Genomic DNA, 24,710 nt, shown 5'->3' on the forward strand with positions numbered 1-24,710 from the left:
ATACTGAGTTCGAGGTAAGACATGGGACAACACCTTAGCGAAATGCTCAGGTGTTGCACTCAGTTTCTGCGGCCAAGGAGATTCGCTGAACATGCTAGCGCTTAAAGCACGAACCGATAACGCTTTTTAATGAACATCGTCAAAAATAACGCTTATCATTAATATCATCGATACCCGAGGAGACGCTGATCATAGAAGTCGGCAGTAATCCTTACCATCAGCCCCTGCATATCGGATCAAGAGCTAACAACTGCACCGAGCCGTTTTAGATGAACCTTATGAAATAGAGTGTTCTGTAAACACAAAAAAGCCCCATCAAGCAAAGTGCTTAATGGGGCTTTTTAAATTCTGTGGCGGAGAGGGAGTCCGCTGACTTAACATCCACCACTATCTACCAAAAACTACAACTACCAATAAAATCATGTGCTTGTATTGCATTTTTGTCTATTGAAGTCTATGTTGATCTATAACGCATGGGGGACTACTTGGGGGACTAACCCCAATTTTAAGAGAGGTAAGCCGTGGCAATACACAAGCTTAGCCCACGCAAAGTAGCTACTGCTGAACCGGGCAAACATGAAGATGGTGGCGGTTTACGCCTAGTGGTTTCTAAAGGTGGGGCTAAGAAATGGGTACTTAGATTTACTTTAAAAAGTAAACGCCGAGAAATGGGGCTTGGCAGCTTCCCGGACACAGGCTTAGCCGAGGCTCGTCGTAAAGCTGAAAACTATAGAAAGCTAGCCAAAGAAGGCACTGACCCAATTCACGCTCGCGAGCTGGAAACGCAGCAACAATCGACCCCTACGTTTACAAATTGCGCTGCACGGTATATTCAGTCTCACCGGCGTAGCTGGCGAAATGCTAAGCATGCTCGACAATGGGTTAGCACATTAAAGACTTACGCAAGGCCAGTCATTGGCGAAATGCCTGTTGATGAAATCGATACTCATCAAATACTCAATATACTTAGCCCCATATGGATAGCTAAGACTGAAACTGCTAAGCGTGTTCAAGGCCGAATTGAGAATGTGTTGGACTTTGCTTCAGCACACAAATATCGCGATGAAGCCAATCCAGCTCGTTGGCGTGGTCACCTTGATAAACTGTTGCCAAAACCATCAAAGGTTCAGAAAGTTACTCATCACCCTGCAATGCCCTACGAACAAGTTGCTGCATTCATGGGGGCTGTACAAGATTACAACAGCGTGTCATCAAAAGCGCTGCAGTTGCTGATCCTGACAGCAACACGAACGTCGGAAGTCCTCAATGCCGAGTGGCATGAGATTGATCTTGTTAACGCCACGTGGACGATTCCTGCTAAGCGCATGAAAGCTAGCCGCGAACATCGTATTCCCCTCTCCCACCAAGCTTTAGCGCTGATCACTACTCTTCCAAGTGTTAAAGGCAATTCATTTGTTTTTCCGGGCATGAAACCTAGTCGCCCTCTTTCCAACATGTCACTGCTGCAGTTTATGCGAGGCCTTGGTTACGGCCCAAGCGGTGACAAAGGCAACTATGTACCTCATGGCTTTCGTTCAAGTTTTCGCGACTGGACAGGTGAAGTGACCAGCTATCCACGCGATGTTGCTGAGATGGCGTTAGCGCATGCTATAGAAAACAAGGTAGAAGCCGCCTATCGGCGTGGTGATCTTTTTGAAAAACGCAGAGCTATGATGCAGGAGTGGGCTGATTATATAACGAAAAAAGACTGATAAAACAGCAGGGAGAACCCCTACTATCTTAGCCAATTATCGTCCGATCACTTAAAAACTTGAGGCGAATCAGTTTTTTCTTCATAGGCCCAGCATTACAGCCCTAATGCTTTTCAGCAGTGGATAACTTTTTATTTCAGCGTAATGGTGCGTAGATCCCGGCTAACCAGGCATGTTGCTCGATTGCTTACTTAGGTGGACAACTGCCCTAAAACCGAGGTGGATCTACCTAACGACCAACAGCTCGTTCCACTGGGTGGTATATCGAGGTGTACGCCGCTCACTACGCAGCGACCAAGCATTGCCTTTACGGGGCAAGCCCAGTTGTACCGTTCCCTTACCCAGTTCTCGGTTGAGTTTATCCATCGTCGCCATCAGACGTTCGCTGCGCTTGGCCTCTTCATTGGTTTGCGGGGTTTCCGTAAGGGTGAGCTGTCGGTTAGCCTTGGGTGAAAGGTCGAGCAGCATCAGGCCTGCTTTATGATAGGCATACCCTTTGCGCCAGAGACGCCGCAAGCCTTGAACCGCTGCTGCGATGATGTCCCGGCTATCATCGGTGGGCCTTTCAAGGGAGACGACCACACGCTGTTGATATTGTGGTAGGTCGGTACGAAACGGATTGGTACGTACAAACACCATGACTGCGCTGGTCACGCTGTGCTGTTTTCGAAGCTTCTCAGCTGCTCTGGCGGCGTGCTGCCTTAAGGCTTCGCGTAGATCATGGGGATTGCCAGTTAGCCTACCGAATGAGCGCGATACCATGATCTGTTGTTTGGGTAAGCTCATGTCATCCAACTGGATGGCAGATTGCCCGCGTAGCTCCCATACGATGCGTTCCTGCACCACACTAAAGCGCTGTCTAATACGCTTAGGGTCTGCTTCGCGCAGATCCCATGCGGACTCAATACCCATCACCCTTAAACGTTCACCGGTACGGCGTGCCACTCCCCATAGCTCGGTCACCGGCAACTGCTTAAGCAGTGCCTTGGTCGTTTCACTATCAGCGATCAGCTTACACACCCCGTGCTGTTTGTAGGCGGGATGTTTTTTAGCCGCTTGGTTCGCCACTTTGGCCAATACGCGGGTAGGTGCAAACCCCACGCACACTGGAATGCCCGTCCACTGCCGAACGGTATCGCGCATGGCTTTGCCCCGCGCTTCCAACGTATCGGGGTCAAAGCCCTGAAAGCCGACAAAGCTTTCATCAATGGAGTACACCTCCACATGGGGTGAAAACTCGCCTAGCACCTCGGTAACCCGCTGGGACATATCGCCATACAGGGCATAATTACTGGAGAGCAACACCGCTTGGCGACGAATATGCGGTGCAAGCAGGTGCATGGCTGTCCCCATCTCCACACCCAGGGCTTTGAGTTCGTTACTGCGAGCTACTACGCATCCATCGTTATTAGACAGCACTCCCACCGGACGTCCTTCGAGGGCCGGGTTAAACACCCGTTCGCAAGAGACATAGAAGTTATTGCAGTCGACCAAGGCGATCATTGCACAGTAGCCCCTGGCAAGCTGTGAATCACATGCGTGACGACACCCCAAACATGGGATTCGCGGCCATCGATGGGAATGGGCGGGTAAGCGGCGTTACTCGCACAGAGGTAAGTACGTTGGCCCACACGTTCAAGGCGCTTCACCGTGAGCTCCCCATCCACACAGATCACGATAATTCGCCCTGGCAGCGCTTCCAGGCTGCGATCAACCACCAACAAATCTCCATGGTGAATACCGTCACCGATCATGGAGTCGCCTTCGGAGCGCACAAAGTAGGTTGCTGCCGGTCGCTTAACGACGTACGTGTGCAGATCCAAATCGGTATCTAGGTGGTCATCCGCTGGTGAGGGGAACCCAGCACGCACGGCGCTGGAGTAAAACGGTAAGGGACTGGGCAAGGCCATGGCATCCGCTTGACCTATAAAGGAAACAGGTAAAGACATAAGGGCACCTCTTTTTAACTGTATAAAAAAACAGTATCAATAAAGCACCCTGATGACGCAAGCCCTTAAAGGTCAAAGCCAAAAAAATTCAGACCTATATCACTCCTATGCATCCACCACCCTGGAGCCTTTTTCCTCTGCATAGGAGCGCTGTTTATGCCCCCATCCTGCACACGCTGTGCATCACCGCGCACATTGAACCTTGAGACTGCCCAACGCGTTGGCGTCGTGGGTAGTACCCTGTTAGGCGGTGCCATTGGTGCCTGGCGGGCGACGGCTATGACCGGCCCGCTGTCGCTTGCGGTTACTCGCTTTCCCCTCGCAAAGCTGCCTGCCGCGATGATGGGCGCGTTTGCTGGTGGCCAGAGCGGCTCGCGCATCGCCCACTCGCTGTTTGAGCAGTGGCTGCCTGTTGGTAGCGGAACACCGTGGTTATGCTTGTCTTGCGGCTGCACTTATCGCGATACCCACCCGCCTTTAGCACCTAACGCTTAACCCATCGTTGTTCGCCCCATGTGGGGCGAATGATCTGCTTACTCACTTTCTCGCGCTGGCCTTTGGTCGGCGCTTTTTTTATGTCTGGAGAATGACTCATGGCACATCTCGTTGAACAAATGGCTTACGTTGGCGATAACCCTTGGCATGGCCTGGGGCAGCAACTCGACCGTCATCAACCGCTGGAGGTCTGGCAGCAACAGGCTGGTATGAATTGGCACATTGAAGAAGCCCCAGTACGCTTTATTGCCGAAGGGGCTAGCCACCTTGGCAGCATTCACTCGTTCCCTGAGCAAAAGGTGCTCTACCGCTCAGATACTAAAGCACCGCTGTCGGTGGTGTCACAGCGCTATAAGGTGGTGCAGCCCGAGGAGATTTTGGAGTTTTACCGTGACCTGACCGAGTACGCCGGGTATGAGCTAGAAACCGCTGGCGTGCTCAAAGGCGGACGTAAGTTCTGGGCGCTAGCCCGTAGCGGCTTAAGCACGTCGCTCAAAGGTCAGGATGAGGTCAATGACTACCTGCTGTTGGCTACTTCCTGCGATGGCACTCTCGCTACCATGGCAACGCCCACCACGGTGCGGGTTGTGTGCAACAACACGCTGCAAATTGCCGTTGATGGCACGTCGCAAGCGGTGAAGGTGCCGCATCGCTCAGAGTTCGATCCGCGTGCGGTGAAGCGTCAGCTGGGGATTTCGGTCTCTCAGTGGAACGACTTCATGTACCAGATGAAAGCACTGGCGGAACGTAAGATCGATCACCGCGAGGCGCAGCAGTATTTTCAGTCGGTGCTCTGCGGTATCGATAAGCCAATAGATGACCCTTCCAAGCTACCGAATTACCGGGCGCTGAATAAGGTGCAGAAGCTGTATCAGGGGGAAGGACGCGGTTCTCACTTGATCACCGCTAAAGACACGGCCTGGGGCCTGCTCAATGCCGTAACGGAGTACGTCGATCACGACAAGCGGGCACGCAGTAACGATACCCGCATGGATTCTGCATGGTTTGGCCAAGGCGCACAGCTGAAGCAGGAAGCTCTGAATACAGCGCTGGCCTTGGTCAGCTGACCGGCGTTGGCTTTATCGCTCCGGAACGCAGGTTCTCATAATCGTTTAACGTTTTTCCACTATCACACCATACGCCCAGCCCTTACCGGCTGGGCGTTTTTATTGGTTAGGAGTACACCATGGCACTGCTTCACCGTGATCTCGATATTGCCCTCACTCAGCTCACCGAGCGCCTGCTCACCAAAGAGCAAACCCACGCTGAAACCTATGTGATGGCTAAAGGCCAGTTTTACCGCGCTGAGCTGCGCTTAACGCCTATTTCTCCCAACGAACTACCCAGCGATATTTAAAGACTGTTCAAGGAGCCTCCCCATGGCAACAAACACTAATGTGGTAAATCGCGACACAACGACCACCTCCCTCCAGGCCGTTCCGGCTAATTCAGCCCCGGCACATGCCGACAGCACCGCTATCATTCAGGTCATTGAGCGTGCGGCGCTTAACCCAGACGTTGATATCGACAAGATGGAGCGTTTGCTGCAAATGCAGGAACGGGTGATGGATCGACAAGCCATGATGGCCTATAGCGCCGCGATGGCGGCGATGCAGACCGAGTTACCCAGCATCGAAGAACATGGCCAAGGCAATAACGGTAAATACGCCACGCTGGAAGATATCGTCGATACCGTGCGGCCCATTATGCAGAAGCATGGCTTTGCAGTGAGCTTCCGTATTCAGACGCAGGAGCGCGGCATTCAGGTCACCGGTGTGTTGATGCACAAGGACGGCCACCGTGAAGAGACCAGTATGCTTCTGCCTGCGGATATAAGCGGCAACAAAAACGCAGTACAGGCCTTTGGCTCGTCTACTAGCTATGGCAAACGCTACGTGCTGAGTGCCCTGCTTAATATCACCACGCGAGGCCAGGACGATAACGGCAACACCAGCACTAGAGTAAAGCTAGTAACGCCCTTTCAGGCGGGGCAGATCCAGCGGCTGATCAGCCAATGCCCTGCCACGACCCAGGAGTGGTTCAGCGGCAAGTACGGTTCTGCCGTTCAGGTGCCTCAGGCGGACTTCGACAAGCTGCGGGCGTCCCTCACTAAGCGAGCTGTTAAGTAAACGGCGTACTAACCCTACCTGAGTAAAGGAGGCATCCATGCAGATACTCAACATGGAGCAAGGCTCCCCTGAATGGCTGGCGGCGCGCTTAGGCCACGTCACCATGTCGGAGCTAAAAACGCTGCTGGTTAACGGGAAAGGCCCCGGTGGATTTGGCACTGGGGCTTTTTCGTATATGCATCAGCTGATTGGCGAGCGGATTACCGGCGAACTGGCCGAGCCATTTCAGGGTAATGCGCATACCCGTCGTGGTCATGAGCTGGAAGGCGTGGCACGCACGCTTTATTGCGATGCCGCTGGTGAACCGGAACCACAGGAAGTGGGCATTATCCTCAATCACGAGGTGGGCTACTCACCAGACAGTTTGGTAGGTGATAACGGCCTACTGGAAATCAAAACCAAGCTGCCCAAATTCCAAATAGAGGTACTGCTTAGCGGGGAGATTCCCGCCGAGCATGTTGCTCAGTGCCAAGGTGGACTGTGGGTTAGCGAGCGGGAGTGGATCGACTTTGTGAGTTATTGGCCTGGCATGCCGCTGTTTATTAAACGTGCCTACCGTGACGACATCATGATCCGCACGATTGTTGAGCGAGTCGAAGCATTTCATGAGGAGATGGAGCGGCGCATGAGCCAAGTGATGGCTGCGTGAACGGTCACTTTCACAGATATTCCTTTCAACCATTAACGACATAGATGCCGGGGCCACCACCCCGGCATCTTTATTTTTTGGAGGTCATCATGCCCCATAGCAAACTCAAAGCCGGTGAAGTGGCGGGCACCTACTTAGTCACTTCGCCGGTCACAGAAACCGACATCATCACCATGGCCAAGCGGTTCGCACGCCGCAAGCTCGCCAAAGGCCGCAAGATTACTCAGCCTTCGCAAGCGTTTGAGCATCTGCAGCTGTTGCTTCAGGACTATGAGTATGAGGTGTTCAGCGTGCTGTTCCTCGACAGCCAGCACCGCGTCATCCGCTTTGAAGAGCTGTTTCGCGGCACTATTGATTCTGCCAGCGTGTACCCACGGGAAGTGCTAAAAGCAGCGCTCGCCTACAACGCCGCCGCTGTCATTCTGGTGCATAACCACCCCAGCGGTGACCCTGAGCCTAGTGATGCGGATCGGCGTATTACCGAGCGACTGAAGGAAGCGCTTGGCTTGATGGATATACGGGTGATTGACCATGTGGTGGTAGGGAGTGATGGATGCACGTCATTCGCAGAAAAAGGGTATCTGTAAACGTTCATACTCGAAGGTACAGGTACTGCCCCAGGGGCAGTACCTGTCTCCAATGCTCAATTTATTTTTTTGCCTGCCTAGATACTTCCGAAGCTACTAATTGCTGGCCGATACGCTTATCTGGCTGGCTGCGCCACTGGCGCTATTCGTTGGCACCGTGTGACAGGTTCTGTCTTTAAAGCGATATACCTCGATAAACGTGAGCTCAAGTGCGCCTGTGTCGGCAACAGTAATACCCATTAAGCTTTGTATCGCTCACCGAAAACCTAATGATGATGGGAATGAGGCTATGGATACCGCTTGGGTAATTATCGCCTACTTTTTGCGAGGCGCTTGATCAGGATCATATTTCCCTCCGATGCTGTTCAGGTTGCGTTCAGACAAATCATCCATGCTGTTATTGGGGTTATTTATTTGATTTTTCCCAAACCAACGGCCTTAACTGCTGTTGGCTCTTTGGGCGAGTTACTGAGGTGATTATGAGTAACAGTACAAGTAGTCGTTTGCTGATGTTGTGGGTGCCACTTGCTGGGTTTGTCATTTGGGCGGGATACCTGATGGGAACCGAGCACCGTCTCCACCTATTTCAGTTCTTACCTTTCCTCTTTTTGGCAGCATGCCCACTGATGCATATTTTCATGCATAAACACCACGGCGGTCATAAGGACAAAATAGACAAGAACTGAACCACTCTATATATACATGTACGCGCCTGGGAGAAAGACCATGAAAACGACACAACAAGAGCACCGCTTGGGTGTTTCCAAAAACACACTGGTGACTCGGAATTTAAAAATCAAGCCCAGTAAATCCAAACGCATTGAAGAAGCGCTGTCAGATATCGACCGACTCTATGGAATGGATAAGGTGGTCTACAACGAGAAAAACCGAAATATCAGCCTTGCTTACGATGCGCTGAGGCTCTGCATCGATGACGTTGAAAAAATTCTCAAGCTCCATGACATACAGGTCAGCGCTGATCGGTGGAACCGCTTTAAGAAGGAGTATTACCGTTTCGTCGATCAGAACGTTAAAGACAACGCTAAACAGGAACCTTGGAGCTGTCATTAATAGTCATAACGGCTACATGACACAACCAGGAGCAAGACTAGCTAGTTTAGGGTAAGAGCTGCTTGCCTGTGGCCTCGCAAAATCAGACCTTCCGTTAGTCATTTGCCATGTGGCTGCACATAGGTTCTATATTTAATTTATATAGCATCAAAAAACACCGCACAGGAGTCCTCGGCAGTTATTGCTGCTGTGGTTGCCGTTAATACAAGGAGTCGCTTTCATGGTTGGGCAGGATAGAACGCCACAATATAAAGAAAACAGTCTTTCGTTGGTCGGTGCCGTTGCATTAGGCACCGGCGTGATGATTGGGGCCGGTATTTTTGCGCTAACCGGCCAAATGGCCGAAATGACTGGTCGGCTATTTCCTCTAGCCTTTCTGGCCGCTGCCGTCATTGTCTCTTTCAGCGCTTATTCTTACGTTAAAATGTCCAATACCTTCCCATCAGCAGGTGGGATTGGCATGTATTTACAGAAAGCGTATGGCCCGACGCTTCCCACCGCCTTTCATGCCCTCCTGATGTATTTTTCCATGGTGATCGCACAGAGTTTTTTGGCGAGAACGTTTGGTGCCTACACGCTTGAGTTGTTTGACCTGGGGGATCGTTCACTATTTGTGCCCCTACTCGGGGTTGGTTTACTGCTAATAGCCTTTTTGATCAATTTATCCGCCAACCGCTTGATCGAGACCGTCGCCTCGGTGCTCGGATTTATCAAAATAGGTGGCATTATAGTGTTTGGTATTGTCGGCGTGTTTATTGCCGACTCCATCGAAATGGGTGCTGGCAACGATGCACCTACGCCTACGATAACGGGCTTTTTAGGTGCTACGGCGCTCGGCATACTGGCATTTAAAGGCTTCACGACGATTACCAATAGTGGTTCGGAGCTTAAAGATCCTAAGCGGAATCTTGGCAAAGCTATCACGATCTCGATTGCGCTATGCGTGGTGATCTATGCCCTTGTCGGTTTTGCCGTTGCCAGCAACCTATCTTTGCCTGAAATTATCGAAACCCAAGACTACTCCCTGGCCGCCGCTGCCCGTCCCGCACTGGGTGAAGCGGCAGTTGCGTTTACCGTCATTCTCGCCATGTTGGCAACGGCGGGCGGTATCATCGCCAGCGTCTTTGCCGTTTCACGCATGCTCGCCATGCTGACAGAAATGAAGCTGGTTCCTCACCGCCATTTCCACATGCCCGGCAGTGTACAAAAGCATACACTGGTGTACACCATCGTATTTGGCTTAGTGCTCACCGCTTTTTTTGACCTGAGCCGCATCGCAGCATTAGGCATCATTTTCTACCTGATCATGGATATGGCCATCCACTGGGGTGTGCTTCGTCATCTCAAGGACAGAGTGGGGGCTAATCCTGTTATTCCTAGCATTGCCATACTACTAGATGCTGTCGTGTTAATCGGCTTTTTATGGGTAAAAGCCATCTCGGACCCCATGGTGCTCATCGTTGCTGGCGTAGTAATGGCTACTCTTTTACTCGGCGAATGGATTTTCCTATCCAAACGCGACGCTTCAAACGATAGCGAGCACTCTCACACTCATTAACGTTAATAGCGTTATAGGAGGTACCAAATGGACGTTAGAACCTTTGGTGAATTGATCGATTGGACCCGTCAGTTACACGAGCATCTTGCAGCTTGCCTTGCTCATTGCGCCGATATACACGAAGAAGAGCGCGCTCGCATGTTGCTCAATTACTTAGCTGCACAGGAAGCGGAAATGCAGCGCGTTGTGGCGCGCTTTGAACAGACTGTTGACGCGAAAGCATTAAAAACCTACGTTTATGACTATTTGGAGCATAAACCTATCCGTACGCATCGTACCTGCGATGCGCCCTATTCCACGCTAAGTATTGACGACATTTGCCGAGAGGTTTTTGATTTCCATGAACAAACGATAAACCTTTATCGAACCCTCGTTGGCAAAGCGGAAATTCCTGAGGCTAAAGAGCTCTTAGATTCCCTTTTAGCACTTGAAGAGCACGAAGCCATGCGCCTTGTTCGCCAAACGGGGAGAATGAACGATGTCTGAAGACCATAACGAGACAAAGGTGAAAGACCCTGTTTGTGGCATGGACGTTGATCCCCATACCTCCCGCCACCGTGCCGATCACGCGGGTAAGACTTGGTACTTCTGCTCAGAAAAGTGTCAGGAAAAGTTTATTGCCAAGCCTGATGCGTATCTTGAGCCAAGCAAACAGTCACAAGCGTCAGTACCCTCGGGGTCTATTTATACTTGCCCGATGCACCCAGAAGTTCGACGAGAAGGCCCAGGCGACTGTCCAATCTGTGGCATGGCGCTGGAACCTGAGACCGTCTCTGCTGACACCGGCCCTTCGGACGAACTCAAGGACATGACCAGGCGTTTCTGGATCGGCCTAGTACTGACCCTCCCCGTGTTTGCCCTAGAAATGGGTGGCCACGTGTTTGGCCTTATGCATTTTATTTCCCAGCAAACCTCTAACTGGATTCAACTGCTGCTGGCAACGCCGGTAGTCGTCTGGGCAGGTTGGCCATTCTTTGTACGCGGATGGCGTTCGCTAGTGCATCGCAGCCTTAATATGTTCACGCTAATCGCGATCGGTACCGGCACCGCGTTGCTCTACAGTTTGCTGGCCACCCTCACACCGGGCATCTTTCCCGACGCCTTCCGTCAAGCCGATGGTTCGGTGGCCGTTTATTTCGAAGCAGCGGCAGTGATTGTCGTTTTAGTTTTACTGGGACAAGTATTAGAGCTACGCGCTCGTGAAAAAACCTCTGGCGCTATTCGTGCTCTGCTCGACTTGGCGCCTGCTACCGCTCGACGCCTTGATGATCAGGGCAATGAGGAAGATATCTCTCTTGACCAGGTTCAGGTAGGGGATCGTCTCCGGGTGCGCCCCGGCGATAAGGTGCCATTAGATGGCGAAGTGATGGAAGGTCGCTCCAACGTTGACGAATCCATGGTTACCGGTGAACCACTAGCGGTGAAAAAGGAAGTCGGCGATGGCGTCATTGGCGGCAGCATCAATGGTCAAGGATCCTTTGTCATGCGCGCTGACAAGGTGGGCCAGGACACGATGCTGTCGCAGATTGTGCAAATGGTCGCCAGCGCCCAGCGCAGCCGCGCACCCATTCAAGGGCTTGCCGACAAAGTCGCCAGCATCTTTGTACCCGTCGTTATTCTCATTGCTGTTGTGGCTTTCATCGCCTGGTCATTGTGGGGCCCTACCCCGCCGATGGCGTTTGGCCTTATTGCGGCGGTTAGTGTTCTGATCATTGCCTGCCCGTGCGCGCTAGGTCTTGCTACCCCCATGTCAATTATGGTCGGTGTAGGGCGAGGTGCCCAGTTAGGCGTGTTGATTCGCGATGCCGAAGCTCTTGAACGTCTAGAGAAGGTCGACACCGTCGTCGTCGACAAAACCGGCACGCTTACCGAAGGCAAACCACGAGTGACCGAGTTGATTCTCACTGAAGGCATTGCTGAATCGGAGCTTTTGCGCTTGGCAGCTAGTCTTGAGCGAGGCAGCGAGCACCCCTTGGCCCATGCAATAGTCGAAAAGGCTAAAGAGGCAGAGGTAAAATTAACAGAAGCGTTGGACTTCGAGGCTCCCAATGGCATGGGCGTTATAGGCCAGATAGATGGCAAGCGTATTGCCCTGGGCAACCGGCTATTGATGGAAAGCGAGGGCGTTAACACCCAGTCTCAAGACACACATGCCGATCAATTGCGCAGCGACGGTGCTACTGTCATCTTTGCGAGCATCGACGGGAATTTAGCTGGGCTGCTCGCCATTGCCGATCCGGTCAAGGAAACCACCGAAGAAGCCATTCGTTCACTCCAGGCTGGCGGCATTCGAGTGGTGATGCTGACAGGCGATAATCGCACCTCCGCCAACGCTGTGGCACGTCGGCTAGGCATTGATGAGGTCGAAGCTGAAGTGCTTCCAGAGGATAAAGGCCGAGTGATTCAGCGTCTCCGTGATGAAGGGCGCATTGTTGTCATGGCCGGCGACGGCGTGAACGATGCACCTGCGCTGGCTACAGCGGATGTCGGCATTGCCATGGGAACCGGCACCGATGTGGCGATAGAAAGCGCTGGGGTTACTCTACTGCGAGGAGATCTTACCGGTATTGCCACGGCGCATAAGCTCTCAAAAGCCACCATGCGTAATATTCGCCAAAATCTCTTTTTTGCCTTTGCTTACAACGCGGCAGGCATCCCCATTGCCGCAGGGATTTTGTACCCCTTCACAGGTATGCTGTTATCACCGATTATCGCGGCGGCGGCGATGTCACTCTCTTCAGTGAGCGTGATTGGCAATGCTTTACGACTTAGGATGATTGCTATTAAGTAACAATATCTGGTTCTTCGTCACTTCACGTGGATTTGGCCTGATCGAATAGGCGGCCCACCGGGCTGCCAATCAGGTAGATCATGGCGATAAAGTTGGCCTCGTTCCGGTAGCCACGTGCTCGTGACCGAGCCGCTTGGAACAGACCATTCATTCCTTCCAGTCTTGCGTTCGTCAGTCCCGAGAGCCAGCGTCTGACCACCGCGTCGGGGTGCCGCTCAAGCGTCGCCAGGGCTTTCCCCATCGGCTTCAGCAGTGGCTTTTCAGACACCGCCGCCTGCATGACCTTGAGGTAGTTCGTGATGCGCCACCGAGCCGCTCTGGGCGTTGGAGCCTTCTGGATCCAGCGTAGCTTCTCCTTGATCACCCAGGCATCGGCCGTGGCGCTCTGATCGGCCACCAACTCCTGGAGCGCCGAAAGCTGTTTGGGTGTCAGGTTCTTGTTATCCAGGTTCTTCAGCAGGGCCCAGCGCAGCGACTTGGGGTGCCCCTGCTCCCGGCGCTCTTTCTTGCGTACCTCGTCCAGCCGCTTGGTGAAGGTCTGTACGATATGGAACCAGTCGACCGTTACCTCGGCCTTGGGAAGGTGCTCGGTCACGCCGCTAAGGAAGGCTGGCGACATATCGCAGACGACCTCGACCACATTATTCGGGTCGCCGCCATGGGCCGCCAGGAAGGCGCTGAAAGCCTGGATGGCATCCTTGCCGCAGCCTGGGACGGCAAAGATAACCGGTTCCCGCTTGCGCTGCATGTCGAGGAACACCGTGACATAGCGATGACCGCGCCGGGAGGCGGTTTCGTCCACGCCGACCGTCACCACCTTGGACAGATCCAGTTCCCCCAACATGCGGCCAACGTAGCGGTGCACGATGCGCCATAGTCGTTTGTCGGAAATCTCCAACTGGCGGGAGACGGCCAGTACCGGCATCTCCTTGACCAGTGACATGGCCGCTTGCTCGAACAGCAGGGTAAAGTCGCTGCCCGGCCGGGCCCAGGGCACCTCTATGCGCTTGACGCCATGGTCAGGACACTTCGTGCGCGGCACGCGAGCATGCAGGTAACAGTGATGCTGAAAGAAGTTCAGATGCCGCCAGGTTTTGTCGGCAAAGTCATGAGCTTGGCAGGCCTTACCACATTCTGGGCAGGGATAGAGACTGCCTCGCTCCGCCTCGACATAGAGGTCCAAGCGGTGGGGCGACACGGCGGTATCCAGGTACTGGTTCTTGAGGATCCAGGGCGCTTCCAAGCCCAGGCCGAGTGTTAGAATCTGGGTGCCGTCCATGTCATACCTCCTGCCGCTGTGGAGGTCATATTCTGGCCCAGCTCAGGGGGCGAATTCCACACCCAACGTCGAAGAGCCAAAAATCTACTACAGAGTCATAAACGAATCGTCTTTGTGGTCAGTGAACATATAGATTTCGTAAGGCTCACCCTGAGGCCCTGGCATGCCTGGTGTACCAATGGGCATCCCTGCTAGGCCGATCCCACCTATGTCAGGTTGTTCTTCAAATAATGCCTCGACTGCCTCCATCGGCACGTGCCCTTCAATCCAGTAGTCACCTATTTCGATGGTGTGGCACGACCCCAAACCATAAGGGACGCCAGCCTTCTGTTTGATATCGCCGAGCTCAACGTTATCGACAATGGTTACATCGACTCCCAGCATTTCCAAGTGGCGAGCATATTCATCACAGCATCCGCACTGAGGATTTTTGTACAGTGTAGCTTCGTCCGGCAGTGCAGCCTGAGCCGATGTAGCCCCGAGAGCCAAAGCAATTGATAGAATAGTAGCGTTAAGATGTTTCATGAACGGCCTGCCCTCGTTGTGTGGCTAAACAAGTATTTTGCGAGCGACGCGATACCTAAGCCTACGAGCAGAAGAAAAAACAGCGGCATCAGCCAGCCGTACCAGCCCATTGAGCTCATAAAAGCTAAGCAATCGGCATTCATCATGGTAAGCCTCCGATCAAGTCAGTTAGAAATTACGTCCTAAGTTTACGACTCTAGGGCTACCTCAAGGTCAAGCCTTGTAACCTTGTGAACAATGAAAAGTTGCTATGGATCATATTCTGCCCGCTGGGTTCAGGCTCGTTTCAGGTTAACACCGTATAAATAAGCAGTGACAACAACCCTTTTGAGGTAAATGACCATGCGCAACACCATTTTAACAACTCCTTTGCTTGCTCTTTCACTAAGCCTAGTAACAAGCGCGGCATGGGCTGCGCCCGGCCATGGCGGCGGTGACAGTGGCCTGACCGACGCTGACGTTGACCGCACGATCACTCTTGATGCTGGCGATATGTGGTTCGACCCTGAAACACTAGAAATGGCGGCGGGTGAAATTGTTAAATTTGAAATCACCAACACCGGCAATTTAGAACATGAGTTTGTGATTGGTAGCAAAGAAGCCCAAGAAGAACATCGTCAAATGATGCTAAACATGGCCAACGGCGGAGGCCACGATATGTCGAATATGTCACACGGCGGCGGTCACGATATGGCCAGCATGGACATGGCAGGTGTCACCATTGCGCCTGGTGAAACCGGGACTTTATTATGGAGTGTCCCTGACAATGTTAACGAGCTAGAGTATGCCTGTAACATTCCTGGTCATTATGAATCCGGCATGTACGGTAATTTTTCTCTCTAATCTGACGCAGACCCATGAAACTGTTGCTACTCGAAGATGATGATTTGTTAGCAGAAAGCTTGGCAGAGAGTCTCAAGGACAACGGTTACCTGGTTGATTTGGCCGCTTCATTGAAAGCGGCCAAGTCGCTGATGGCAACCGAGGATTATGAGCTGGCTATTTTAGATGTCGGTTTGCCCGATGGGTCGGGGTTAGATCTTCTCGCTCATTGGCGCAAGCAGAAGCGCAGTACGCCTATTTTGATTTTGACGGCGCGCGATACCTGGGAAGATAAAGTTATCGGACTTGAAACCGGAGCCGATGACTATCTCACCAAGCCTTTCCACGAAGCCGAACTTATGGCTCGCCTGAAGGCCTTGTTGCGTAGGCAGTCTGGTCAGTTATCTCATGTGATTACGCTTAACGGTGTCTCGTTGGATGAGGCGGGTCAACGCGTGTGCTTAGAAGGAGAAACGTGGCGTTCGCTAACAGCAACGGAGTTTCGATTACTGCGCTACTTAATGCTTCATCCAGACCGTATTCACTCGAAAGATCAGCTACTAGAGCAGCTCTACGCCTTGGATCAGGACGCTGCCGCACCTAACTTGGTGGAAGTCTACATCGCTCGTCTGCGCCGTTATCTCGGTAAATCAGTCATTCAAACGCGACGTGGTCAGGGGTATTTCTTTGCTTCACATTGATAGACGCAGTTTACGCATTCGGCTACTCGCATGGTTAGGCGGCGTCGCGCTACTGGTGGTGGTCACCACGTGGCTATTGCACGGGATCTTTTTACAGAGCCTGGCAAGGGATTTTTTAGGTGAACGCTTACAACGTGAAGCAAACCACGCGGTCGCGCAGCTAGAGCAAGACCAAACGGCTGTACCGACTGCGCTCGACTCGGTTAGCCAAGGCTATCAAGTCTTTCATCATCTCTACGTACTCCGTTTCAATGGCTCGGTCAGCGCTTCTGACCCGCAATGGCAGCAACAGCTGGCTCCGTTGCTAGATGAGAGCGGCGATGCCCTAATAGATGTGAATCGCGGAACACAGCACATGCTCGTCTATCGCCGCCATTTTGAGTGGCAGGGCACGCAGGGTGTGCTATTGGTGGGCGAGGATTTTTCCCAAGTAGAATCAGGGCTTGCAACTTTACACTGGTGGGTCGGTGGGATCGCCGCCGTGCTTTTAGGGATGCTCATCATACTCAACATGCTAGCGGTTAACCGTGGACTCATACCACTCTGGCAACTGCGCCAACAACTTGAAGCATTGCGATCAGGCAAACGTGATCGCTTGTCATTAGTAGCCCCTTCGGAGCTAGATGAATTAGTCGACCAGTTGAACTGGTTCATGGACGACATTGATCTTCGTCTGAAGCGCTCGCGAGAATCGGTCGCCAACCTATCACACGCATTAAAAACACCGCTGGCAGCCGTTACTCAAGTACTGCGTGGCAACCGGCCTATTGATGACAACCGGCGCCATAAACTACTCAGCCGTATTGAAGACATTAACGCCCAGTTGGATGCGGAGCTGCGTCGTTCACGTATTGCAGGCCCTAATGCGGGACGAATGGCCAACGTTACTCGTGATAGCTTACGGCTGATTGAGATGTTCCGTAGCCTCTATCCTGAGCGTATGTTCGACCTGACTCACTCAGCACGTGAGGAAGAACAAGTTCCCATTGAATCTCACGATTTTTCAGAAATATTAGGCATCGTGCTTGATAACGCAGGAAAATGGTCGAGCAGGCGCGTTCTTTGCGATATTGCAGTCACTGTAACTGCACTTACGCTAACTATTGATGATGATGGTCAGGGCGTTGCAGAAGAGGAACTTTCACGCCTGGGAGAGCGTGGTACACGACTGGATGAGCGCCGTCCTGGCTACGGCTTAGGCCTTTCGATTCTTGCACAGTTAATCGTCCGCTACTCAGGTCACTCTCAGTTTGAACGAAGCCCACTGGGTGGTTTACGAGTGACGATTGCTTTGCCCTTGACGGCTGAAGTGGTCAATTAATCATCATTCAGCTTTGATTCAGCTTCTTCCATCAAGATGGTGCTATTCACCATTGATGGGAGTTACACATGGCACGCTCAAGTATCATTTCTCACCCTCTTTCTCGTCGGCAAGTGTTAAAAGGAGGTGCTGCCTTAGGCTTAGGTTCTGCTGCGGCAATGGGGTTAACTCCCGCCTGGGCAAACCCCTGGGGCCGTACCAACGTCTATGCTCAGGGCGTTGAAGAAGGGCCCGAGGTATCGCTGGCGATCCGCCGTGAATCGTTGCCTATTGACGGACAAGAAGCCCAACCAATTACCATTAACGGTACCAGTCCTGGCCCGCTGATTCGTTTGAAAGAAGGTCAAGACGCAGTACTGCGTGTCACCAACCTGCTGGACGAGCCCACCTCCATCCACTGGCATGGTCTCATTCTACCGCCGGAAATGGATGGTGTGCCTGGCGTTAGCTTTGCAGGTATCGCCCCTGGTGAAACCTTTACCTACCGTTTTCCCGTCCGTCAGAACGGTACCTACTGGTACCACAGTCATTCCGGTATGCAGGAGCAGCTTGGCCATGCAGGGCCATTGATTATCGACGCTGCCGAGCGTGAGCCTATCCGTTACGACCGTGAGCATGTGTTACTGCTCACCGACTGGACTTTTGAAGACCCGATGTCGGTGTTCCGTAATCTGAAAACCATGGAAGGCTATTACAACTTCCAAGAGCGCACGATTGCTGACTTCTTTGCCGATGTTCGTAACAACGGTTTTGCTCAGACCGCTGAAATGCGCGGCATGTGGGCTCAAATGCGCATGAGTTCGCGGGATATCGCCGATGTCACCGGTAGTACTTATACTTATCTTCTCAACGGCTATTCTCCTCAAGAAAACTGGAATGCCTTGTTCAAAGCTGGTGAGCGGATACGACTACGCGTGATTAACGGCTCAGCCATGTCTTTTTTCGATGTTCGTATACCTGGCCTGAAGATGACCGTGGTGGCCGCTGATGGACAACCGGTGCAACCCGTTCCTGTTGATGAGTTCCGTATTGGCGTGGCTGAAACCTACGATGTGCTGGTTTCACCTGAAGACGACCGGGCATACACCATCTTCGCCGAAGCCATGGATCGGAGCGGCTATGCACGCGCCACGCTAGCTCCACGTGAAGGCATGCAGGCGGAGATTCCTGAACGCCGTCAAATTGCAGACCGCGGTATGGAAGCCATGGGTGCCCACGGCATGGGCGGTATGGATCACTCCAACATGGCGGGGATGGATCACTCTGGCATGTCCAATATGCAAGGCATGGATCATTCCAACATGTCGGGGATGGATCATTCTGGGATGTCGAATATGGAAGGCATGGATCATTCCAGCATGGCTGGGATGGATCACTCCGGTATGTCCAACATGCAAGGCATGGATCACTCTACTATGGGGGGGATGGCAGCCGAGCAGGCCAAAATAGGTGCAAATGGTTTGCTTCTCGCCGGTGAAGCTCAGCCGGGTTCTCGCTATAACCAGGCGGGAATCGGCATTGATCCCGACGAACGACGCGTATTGGTTTACCGGGATCTCAAAGCGTTCACACCATGGCCTGATCGCCGCGAGCCAGGCCGTGAGCTTGAGCTGCACCTGACCGGCAATATGGAGCGTTATATGTGGTCGTTCGACGGTAAGAAGTTTAGCGAAGTGACCGGCCCTATTCATTTTGAGAAAGATGAGCGGCTGCGCCTAATCCTCATTAACGACACCATGATGGAGCATCCTATCCACCTCCACGGTATGTGGATGGAGCTGGAAAACGGCCAAGGGGAATTGATACCACGCAAACACACCCTAAATGTGAAGCCTGGTGAGCGCGTGTCTGCGTTGATCACCGCAGACGCAGAGGGCAGTTGGGCGTTCCACTGCCACCTTCTCTATCACATGGATGCTGGCATGTTCCGCGTTGTTCAAGTTTCTTAAGGAGGCAGTATGAAAATTAAGCGCTACTTAACCCTCGCCAGCGCCGCCCTTGGCATGGCCGCCGCCACGACCGCTCAAGCCGAAGATGGCTATGCGGCACCAGACAGTTGGCCAGCGCCCACTGAGGAACATAATATGGGTATGGCACTGTTTGATCGGCTCGAATATAGCGTGCCTGATAAAGGCCCAGAAGCCGTGGTATGGGACTTTCAAGGCTGGTACGGCGGCGATATCAACCGCATTTACCTAAAGTCAGAAGGCGAAAATGTCCAGGGCGACGGCGAAGATGCTGAGTTTGAGTCTTTGGAACTACTCTATAGTCGTTTAGTGGCTGATTTTTGGGAGTTACAGGGGGGGATCGGTTATCAAGGCGGTGTTTTCTCCGATGATCACGCTGAACGCACCTATGGGGTTGTCGGCCTGCAAGGCGTAATGCCCTACGGCATTGAAACCGACGTGGCATTACAAGTGAGTGAAGATGGCGACGTGGCCGCCAGTTTTGAAGGCGAATACGATCTGCGCCTGACTCAGCGGCTCTACCTACAGCCGCGCACCGAAATTGCCGTGGCCGCCAGTGAAGTTGAAGAATTTGGCGTGGGCGAAGGCCTTAACTCGGTTCGTGCTGGCCTACGGCTAGGCTACGAAGTGACCCGACGCTTCGCCCCCTACATCGGTGCCTATTGGGAGAAAGAATACGGCGACACTGCAGATCTCTCCCGAGCCAGTGGCGACAACACTGAAGATACTGGAGTTGTTGCCGGTGTTAAACTAATGTTCTAACGACTCTGACAGTGTGTAACTTTTAACGTCACCAAATGGTGGCGTTTTTTATTATTTTTATTTTTATATTCAGCTTCATTTCAAAAACCCCAGCTAATATAACCATGTAACCAACCACTGGAGTAGTTATCATGAAAGTTAAATCAATTCTCTTTGGAGCGCTTGTAGCTAGCATTCTTTCAACGCCTGCATTGGCTAACTATGGGACGACCATCCAAGATCTGCCACTACTTGAAAGAGGCGTCTCTTCTACACAATTGCTGGCCCAAGGCCAATCAAAGCGTTTCAATATTAACATTCAACAAGCGACTACGCTGAAGATAGCAAGTGAGCACTTCCCAGGCGCAACCAGCACTGGTAACCGTATCTCTGCTGTGCTTTACAATGCAGCTGGACAGCAGGTGGCAGAAGCATCCAGCCCCCGTGGCCATTTTGAAATGGTTCGCCAATTGCAGCCAGGTAATTATCAGCTTGAAGTAACAGGTAATGCATTGGGAGGTGCTAAAGAAAAGGACAATAACCGCTATGAGTTACATGTTGACTATTAATATATAGTCAATGATTTAAAATATAGGGCCAGCCTTCATGCTGGCCCTTTTAATCTGTAAGGCGAATATCAAATCTAAGAGCCTTTGATATACATTAAGGGCCTAAGTTGGACGAAAGTAACTAAGTGTCAGCTTGGTAAAGTGATTTTCGGCTAGCCATCGGCATCTCCTTCAACCTTATTACGTCCACTTTTCTTTGCCCGATAGCTGGCCGTATCGGCACGACTAAGAATGTCGTCGATTGTCTTGTCACCTTGATGGAAATGACTGACCCCTATACTAGCGGTCACTTGCCATTGGCGTCCTTGCGCCTCAATCGAGCTATCCGCGATGCTTGCACGCAGAGACTCGGCAATGGTGAGTGCACGTGCTGGAGTACAGCCCGGTAGCAATACGGCAAATTCATCTCCCCCTTGTCGAGCGGCATAATCGCTACTGCGAATTTCGCTCTGTACGATACGCGCAATCTGTTGAAGCATTTGGTCGCCTAGAGCGTGCCCCCCTTGATCGTTGACTGGCTTAAAGTGATCTAAATCGAAAAGCATGACCGCGGTTGGTTTTTCCGAGCCTTGCCACTGAATAAGCAACTCTTCGAGGTGCCTCGTCAGACCGCGACGATTGAGCAAACCGGTTAGAGAGTCATGCTCTGCTTCCCAGCGTTTTTGAGCATAGTCTTGTTGGTGCTGAGTGATATCGAGCACTGTGCCGACAGTCCCGATAAAATGCCCTTCAACACGTACAGCCGCGGTACTCACATCTAGCCAGAGCACGCCTTCATTGGCGCTTATAAAGCGAAATTGACGCGCAAAATTCGTTTGTTTTACAAGGCTGCGCAACCACGCTGTTCTGACATCTCGGCGGTCATCACGGTGAATCCGGCGGCTCCAGGCTTGCATGCTTCGAGGAGTATCATCGCCTAGAAGCTGAAGTAACGCATCGTTGATAAACGTCAATCGGCCACGCTGATCCGTTACAAACATGCCTTGTGGAGACGCAGACAACGTACCTCTCAATAAAGCTTCACGTTCGGCTAAGTCACGTAAGACCCCCTGGCGAGCAAGTTCCGTCACGTTAATCACATCAACGACACGGCGAAGTTCTTTCATCGTGGTCGGAATATCCAATACAGGGCGGAAACCACTTCGTAGCTCCAGTATCTGCCGAGCAAGATGCGTTAGAGGTCGCAACGCCATCCAAATCAATATCCAGATAAGAGGCAAAATAAAGATGAGTATGCCCCATACATAGGTGGTAATTTTCTTCATACCCGCAATAAGAGGTGCTTCAGCTTGCACTTGTGGCAGATGCACACCGACAATCCAATTCGCAGGCCAAATTTGTCGATAGGCAACCAGTTGATCTTCTCCGGATAGTGAGCGCTCATGACTCTCACCTTCCCAGCCATCCAGCGCCTGTGCTAAGACAGGTGAAATGGTGCTAGGTAATGTCACGATGGCGTCTGTTTGGTAAGGGTCGTAGATGCGTTGACCAGACGCTGTCGTAATCGTCACATAGCCACCTGCACCTAATCGAAGTAGGTCAAAGTTTCTAAATAGCTGGCTTTGCTTGAGGTTAACTAACCCACCTAAGAAACCTGTGTAGTGTCCCTCATCGTCACGAAGAGGAACTAGCATGAGCACCAACGGCGTGTTAGTGATGCGACCCATGAGAGGTTCACTGACATAAGGCGTTTTAAAAGCGCTCATGAATCGAGCATATTCCCGGTCGGCGAAATTGTTGCCACGGCGTCCTCCGTCGATAGGCCATTCATCAACGACTTGGCTACTCGTATCAAAGAGTATTAGCGCTTCGAAGAGAGGTTCCAACTTGTGACCATGCTGTTCAAATAGAGCCCCTTCTCTAGGCAGCGGAACCCTCTCGGCCAAGCGTTCAAGTTCTCTGAGCCGCTCATTCACCTGAAGGGTGATCGAGTTACTGATGAGCTCTGTCTCATAACGCAGATGCTGGTGATTAGTCTCATTAACCAGGTACTTACCTGCCTGCCAACCGAACGTTAAGATGACAAGACAAAGCAAGCTCCACAGCACTACGGCACCAACGACCAAGCGCCCACGCAAAGTAGCAAAGGGAAACATGATCAAGCGTATGAACGAGTGTTGGGGGCGATGCTTGGAAGAAGCATTTTTATTAGATATCAATGTCATGAACTGTACCTGGTGGGCGAGGTATCAACGCTGTTGCGCCTCACCTACCTTTCGGAAAAAGTGTAGTCATCATAACAGTTGCAAAAGTGCTGAATGAAATATACGTAACAAAAGAGGAACGGAGCCGCTACGCGCTGGGCAGTGGCTCCGTCCGGCAACCAGCATACACAATTTGTCACTAGCCCAGCAGTTAAGCTGCTCTATGGCCTCGGGTGCTTAAAGACCAACCCCATCCATCCGTATCGCTACGAGCGTTTTATTGGCTCACTGGTTTATCATGATGAGCCCGCTACATGGAATGAAGCTTTACAAACAGTGAACGAATTGGCTCAACGTCTGCTGACGGAAGGTAGGGCTGAGCGCAGAAGCCTGCTTTTCCAATGGTGCGCTTATCAGGTTGTTCCCTGATTCACTGTCTAAGCCGCTTTATGCAGCCTGCTATGTAGTCACCCTCGTCTTGCTGCAGCGGTGGTAATTTGGTTGTCAATTGGTTGCCGCCTGGTTGTCATTTGGCTGCTAACAGGGTGAAAACCATGTGGGTAATGTAAACCATGGAAAACTTAACTCATTGAAAAACCTTTGTTTCCGCATTGCAGGCGCGATCCCAAAGTTTGTTTGGTTGCACTCATAATCCCTTGCTCACAGGTTAAAGTCCTACTGGGGTTTCCAGCTGTTGCAGCGTAACGGTGTGGCTCATTGATGATTCCATGTATGGCAGTAACCGTGGGCATGGCGGATACCTAGCCCCCACAAAAGAGTGAGCCGAGTTTAGCGGTGTGGGGGCATGGGGGCAAAGCGCTGCTTAGCAGCCTTGCTCAATGATCATCATGAGACTTTCAGTGACGACTGGTGCCAAACGCTCGTACACCTAGCCCGTACTGCTTTGTATTCGTTTTACAGAGATAAGAGGCACGTGTGAAAGCCTGCTCAAAGCTAGTCAGGTCACCTCGGTCGATCCAGTAGTACGGGTTAGCAGGTATGTGTACCCATGGCTCTTGAGGGTTCCACGTGATTCCCAGCGCGCTGTACCAAGCACGTGACACCCGGCTGATAAGGTTCTCGTTTTGAGAGCCTGCCTTACCTGGCATGTGATACGCGTCACGATTCAGTAGGAAGAAGAAGTGATAGTGCGGCTTGCCGTTAAGGCCAATCTCCCGGCACCACACGTAGCGCACCTTAGTGTCAGGCACCCAGCCAGCTTGGCGTTTACTCTCACGATCATGTTTGATAATCGCTTTCAAGGAAGCGATGAACCTTGCGATAAGGCCTTTGTGATCCTCCGGCCTCATCCGGTCACTTATCGTTGTAGGAATGACAGGATCGACTCTGAAGGCTAGCACGCGAGGGTAGTCAGCGAGAGCCTTGTGCATTGTATTGTAAAGGGCCTGAAGGTATTCATCGGCCATTGGGAGATGTTTTACTTGGAGAGCAAGCCCGTTGAAGGTAGGAGCAGCGTTCAAGCACAAATTAGCGTTTGATGGGTGTCGTTGAAGCATTTTAATTACCTCGATAGTGAGATCGACCCATGCCTTCGGAGGCATGAGCATGTATGTCAGGCACGACGAAGCCTCCAGCGGAGGCTGGATTCATTGAGACGGATACGTGTGGATGGCTACCTTTACGCTCGCTACTCAGGTACGGGGCTTGATGCCCCTTCCATTACCCTTTGATTTAACTAA

24 protein-coding genes are annotated in these 24,710 nt (G+C 52.1%); 18 read left to right on the plus strand and 6 right to left on the minus strand.

Going from position 1 to position 24,710, the window contains the following annotated elements:
• Nucleotides 1–521: 521 nt before the first annotated feature.
• Nucleotides 522–1,712 (plus strand): tyrosine-type recombinase/integrase, encoded by a 1,191-nt coding sequence (locus R0J87_RS16910; RefSeq protein ID WP_159341623.1) that lies wholly within the window; start codon nucleotides 522–524, stop codon nucleotides 1,710–1,712.
• A 225-nt stretch (nucleotides 1,713–1,937) separates the two neighbouring features.
• Here R0J87_RS16910 and R0J87_RS16915 read toward each other — a convergent pair whose 3' ends face one another.
• Both R0J87_RS16915 and R0J87_RS16920 read right to left on the minus strand, forming a co-directional pair.
• Complete coding sequence (locus R0J87_RS16915; protein ID WP_159341622.1) at nucleotides 1,938–3,215, minus strand: Y-family DNA polymerase; 1,278 nt, start codon at nucleotides 3,213–3,215, stop codon at nucleotides 1,938–1,940.
• Complete coding sequence (locus R0J87_RS16920) at nucleotides 3,212–3,661, minus strand: LexA family protein (RefSeq protein WP_159341621.1); 450 nt, start codon at nucleotides 3,659–3,661, stop codon at nucleotides 3,212–3,214. Before R0J87_RS16920 ends, R0J87_RS16915 begins: the two co-directional genes overlap by 4 nt.
• Nucleotides 3,662–3,817: 156 nt before the next feature.
• Here R0J87_RS16920 and R0J87_RS16925 point away from each other — a divergent pair, with 156 nt between their 5' ends.
• From R0J87_RS16925 to R0J87_RS16975, 11 genes are all read left to right on the plus strand, one after another.
• Nucleotides 3,818–4,156, plus strand: a complete 339-nt coding sequence (locus tag R0J87_RS16925; RefSeq protein WP_287706157.1) for a hypothetical protein — start codon at nucleotides 3,818–3,820, stop codon at nucleotides 4,154–4,156.
• Between the two features lie 98 nt (nucleotides 4,157–4,254).
• Entirely contained in the window at nucleotides 4,255–5,223 is a 969-nt protein-coding gene (locus tag R0J87_RS16930) for a DUF932 domain-containing protein (protein WP_287706158.1), read from the plus strand.
• A 119-nt stretch (nucleotides 5,224–5,342) separates the two neighbouring features.
• The gene (locus R0J87_RS16935) at nucleotides 5,343–5,513 is read left to right on the plus strand and encodes a hypothetical protein (RefSeq protein ID WP_159341619.1); all 171 of its coding nucleotides are present in this window, start codon (nucleotides 5,343–5,345) and stop codon (nucleotides 5,511–5,513) included.
• A 22-nt stretch (nucleotides 5,514–5,535) separates the two neighbouring features.
• A complete protein-coding gene (locus R0J87_RS16940) occupies nucleotides 5,536–6,285 on the plus strand; it encodes an ERF family protein (protein WP_159341618.1) in 750 nt (249 codons plus the stop codon).
• A gap of 37 nt (nucleotides 6,286–6,322) precedes the next feature.
• Nucleotides 6,323–6,934, plus strand: a complete 612-nt coding sequence (locus R0J87_RS16945; RefSeq protein WP_159341617.1) for a lambda exonuclease family protein — start codon at nucleotides 6,323–6,325, stop codon at nucleotides 6,932–6,934.
• Nucleotides 6,935–7,107: 173 nt separating this feature from the next.
• Complete coding sequence (gene radC / locus R0J87_RS16950) at nucleotides 7,108–7,521, plus strand: RadC family protein (RefSeq protein ID WP_498887664.1); 414 nt, start codon at nucleotides 7,108–7,110, stop codon at nucleotides 7,519–7,521.
• A gap of 509 nt (nucleotides 7,522–8,030) precedes the next feature.
• Nucleotides 8,031–8,207 (plus strand): DUF2933 domain-containing protein, encoded by a 177-nt coding sequence (locus R0J87_RS16955; RefSeq protein ID WP_228169063.1) that lies wholly within the window; start codon nucleotides 8,031–8,033, stop codon nucleotides 8,205–8,207.
• Nucleotides 8,208–8,247: 40 nt separating this feature from the next.
• A complete protein-coding gene (locus R0J87_RS16960) occupies nucleotides 8,248–8,592 on the plus strand; it encodes a hypothetical protein (protein ID WP_022522184.1) in 345 nt (114 codons plus the stop codon).
• Nucleotides 8,593–8,812: 220 nt separating this feature from the next.
• Nucleotides 8,813–10,150 carry an APC family permease gene (locus R0J87_RS16965; RefSeq protein ID WP_089675952.1) on the plus strand — a complete coding sequence of 446 codons (1,338 nt, stop codon included), beginning with the start codon at nucleotides 8,813–8,815 and terminating at the stop codon, nucleotides 10,148–10,150.
• A 27-nt stretch (nucleotides 10,151–10,177) separates the two neighbouring features.
• The gene (locus R0J87_RS16970) at nucleotides 10,178–10,636 is read left to right on the plus strand and encodes an ATPase (RefSeq protein WP_498887650.1); all 459 of its coding nucleotides are present in this window, start codon (nucleotides 10,178–10,180) and stop codon (nucleotides 10,634–10,636) included.
• Nucleotides 10,629–12,941, plus strand: coding sequence for a heavy metal translocating P-type ATPase (locus tag R0J87_RS16975; RefSeq protein ID WP_159341614.1), 2,313 nt, complete (start codon nucleotides 10,629–10,631; stop codon nucleotides 12,939–12,941). The genes R0J87_RS16970 and R0J87_RS16975 overlap by 8 nt, the downstream gene beginning before the upstream one ends.
• 22 nt (nucleotides 12,942–12,963) lie before the next feature.
• On the opposite strand, the gene R0J87_RS16980 is transcribed toward R0J87_RS16975, so the two are convergent.
• Nucleotides 12,964–14,220, minus strand: coding sequence for an ISL3 family transposase (locus R0J87_RS16980; RefSeq protein ID WP_159341613.1), 1,257 nt, complete (start codon nucleotides 14,218–14,220; stop codon nucleotides 12,964–12,966).
• Nucleotides 14,221–14,307: 87 nt separating this feature from the next.
• Nucleotides 14,308–14,745: a DUF411 domain-containing protein gene (locus R0J87_RS16985; protein WP_016915528.1), complete on the minus strand. Its 438-nt coding sequence runs from the start codon at nucleotides 14,743–14,745 to the stop codon at nucleotides 14,308–14,310.
• Nucleotides 14,746–15,087: 342 nt separating this feature from the next.
• Here R0J87_RS16985 and R0J87_RS16990 point away from each other — a divergent pair, with 342 nt between their 5' ends.
• The 6 genes from R0J87_RS16990 to R0J87_RS17015 all read left to right on the plus strand — a co-directional run bounded on the left by R0J87_RS16990 (nucleotide 15,088) and on the right by R0J87_RS17015 (nucleotide 20,866).
• Nucleotides 15,088–15,588 (plus strand): cupredoxin domain-containing protein, encoded by a 501-nt coding sequence (locus tag R0J87_RS16990; protein WP_016915529.1) that lies wholly within the window; start codon nucleotides 15,088–15,090, stop codon nucleotides 15,586–15,588.
• A gap of 14 nt (nucleotides 15,589–15,602) precedes the next feature.
• On the plus strand, nucleotides 15,603–16,268 hold the full coding sequence (locus R0J87_RS16995; protein WP_009288249.1) for a response regulator transcription factor: 666 nt from the start codon (nucleotides 15,603–15,605) through the stop codon (nucleotides 16,266–16,268).
• Nucleotides 16,255–17,589 (plus strand): sensor histidine kinase, encoded by a 1,335-nt coding sequence (locus R0J87_RS17000; protein ID WP_208458210.1) that lies wholly within the window; start codon nucleotides 16,255–16,257, stop codon nucleotides 17,587–17,589. The genes R0J87_RS16995 and R0J87_RS17000 overlap by 14 nt, the downstream gene beginning before the upstream one ends.
• A gap of 68 nt (nucleotides 17,590–17,657) precedes the next feature.
• Nucleotides 17,658–19,538 (plus strand): copper resistance system multicopper oxidase, encoded by a 1,881-nt coding sequence (locus R0J87_RS17005; protein ID WP_498887653.1) that lies wholly within the window; start codon nucleotides 17,658–17,660, stop codon nucleotides 19,536–19,538.
• Between the two features lie 9 nt (nucleotides 19,539–19,547).
• A complete protein-coding gene (locus tag R0J87_RS17010) occupies nucleotides 19,548–20,318 on the plus strand; it encodes a copper resistance protein B (RefSeq protein ID WP_050713463.1) in 771 nt (256 codons plus the stop codon).
• 131 nt (nucleotides 20,319–20,449) lie between these two features.
• On the plus strand, nucleotides 20,450–20,866 hold the full coding sequence (locus R0J87_RS17015; RefSeq protein ID WP_305947784.1) for a hypothetical protein: 417 nt from the start codon (nucleotides 20,450–20,452) through the stop codon (nucleotides 20,864–20,866).
• 152 nt (nucleotides 20,867–21,018) lie between these two features.
• On the opposite strand, the gene R0J87_RS17020 is transcribed toward R0J87_RS17015, so the two are convergent.
• Together R0J87_RS17020 and R0J87_RS17025 are read right to left on the minus strand one after the other, a co-directional pair.
• Nucleotides 21,019–23,031, minus strand: a complete 2,013-nt coding sequence (locus R0J87_RS17020; RefSeq protein ID WP_159177206.1) for a sensor domain-containing diguanylate cyclase — start codon at nucleotides 23,029–23,031, stop codon at nucleotides 21,019–21,021.
• Between the two features lie 836 nt (nucleotides 23,032–23,867).
• Nucleotides 23,868–24,578, minus strand: coding sequence for an inovirus Gp2 family protein (locus R0J87_RS17025; RefSeq protein WP_498887655.1), 711 nt, complete (start codon nucleotides 24,576–24,578; stop codon nucleotides 23,868–23,870).
• Between the last annotated feature and the right edge of the window lie 132 nt (nucleotides 24,579–24,710).

Origin of the sequence: Halomonas sp. SIMBA_159, assembly GCF_046536035.1 — a bacterium.
Classification (GTDB): Bacteria; Pseudomonadota; Gammaproteobacteria; order Pseudomonadales; family Halomonadaceae; genus Vreelandella; species Vreelandella venusta_A.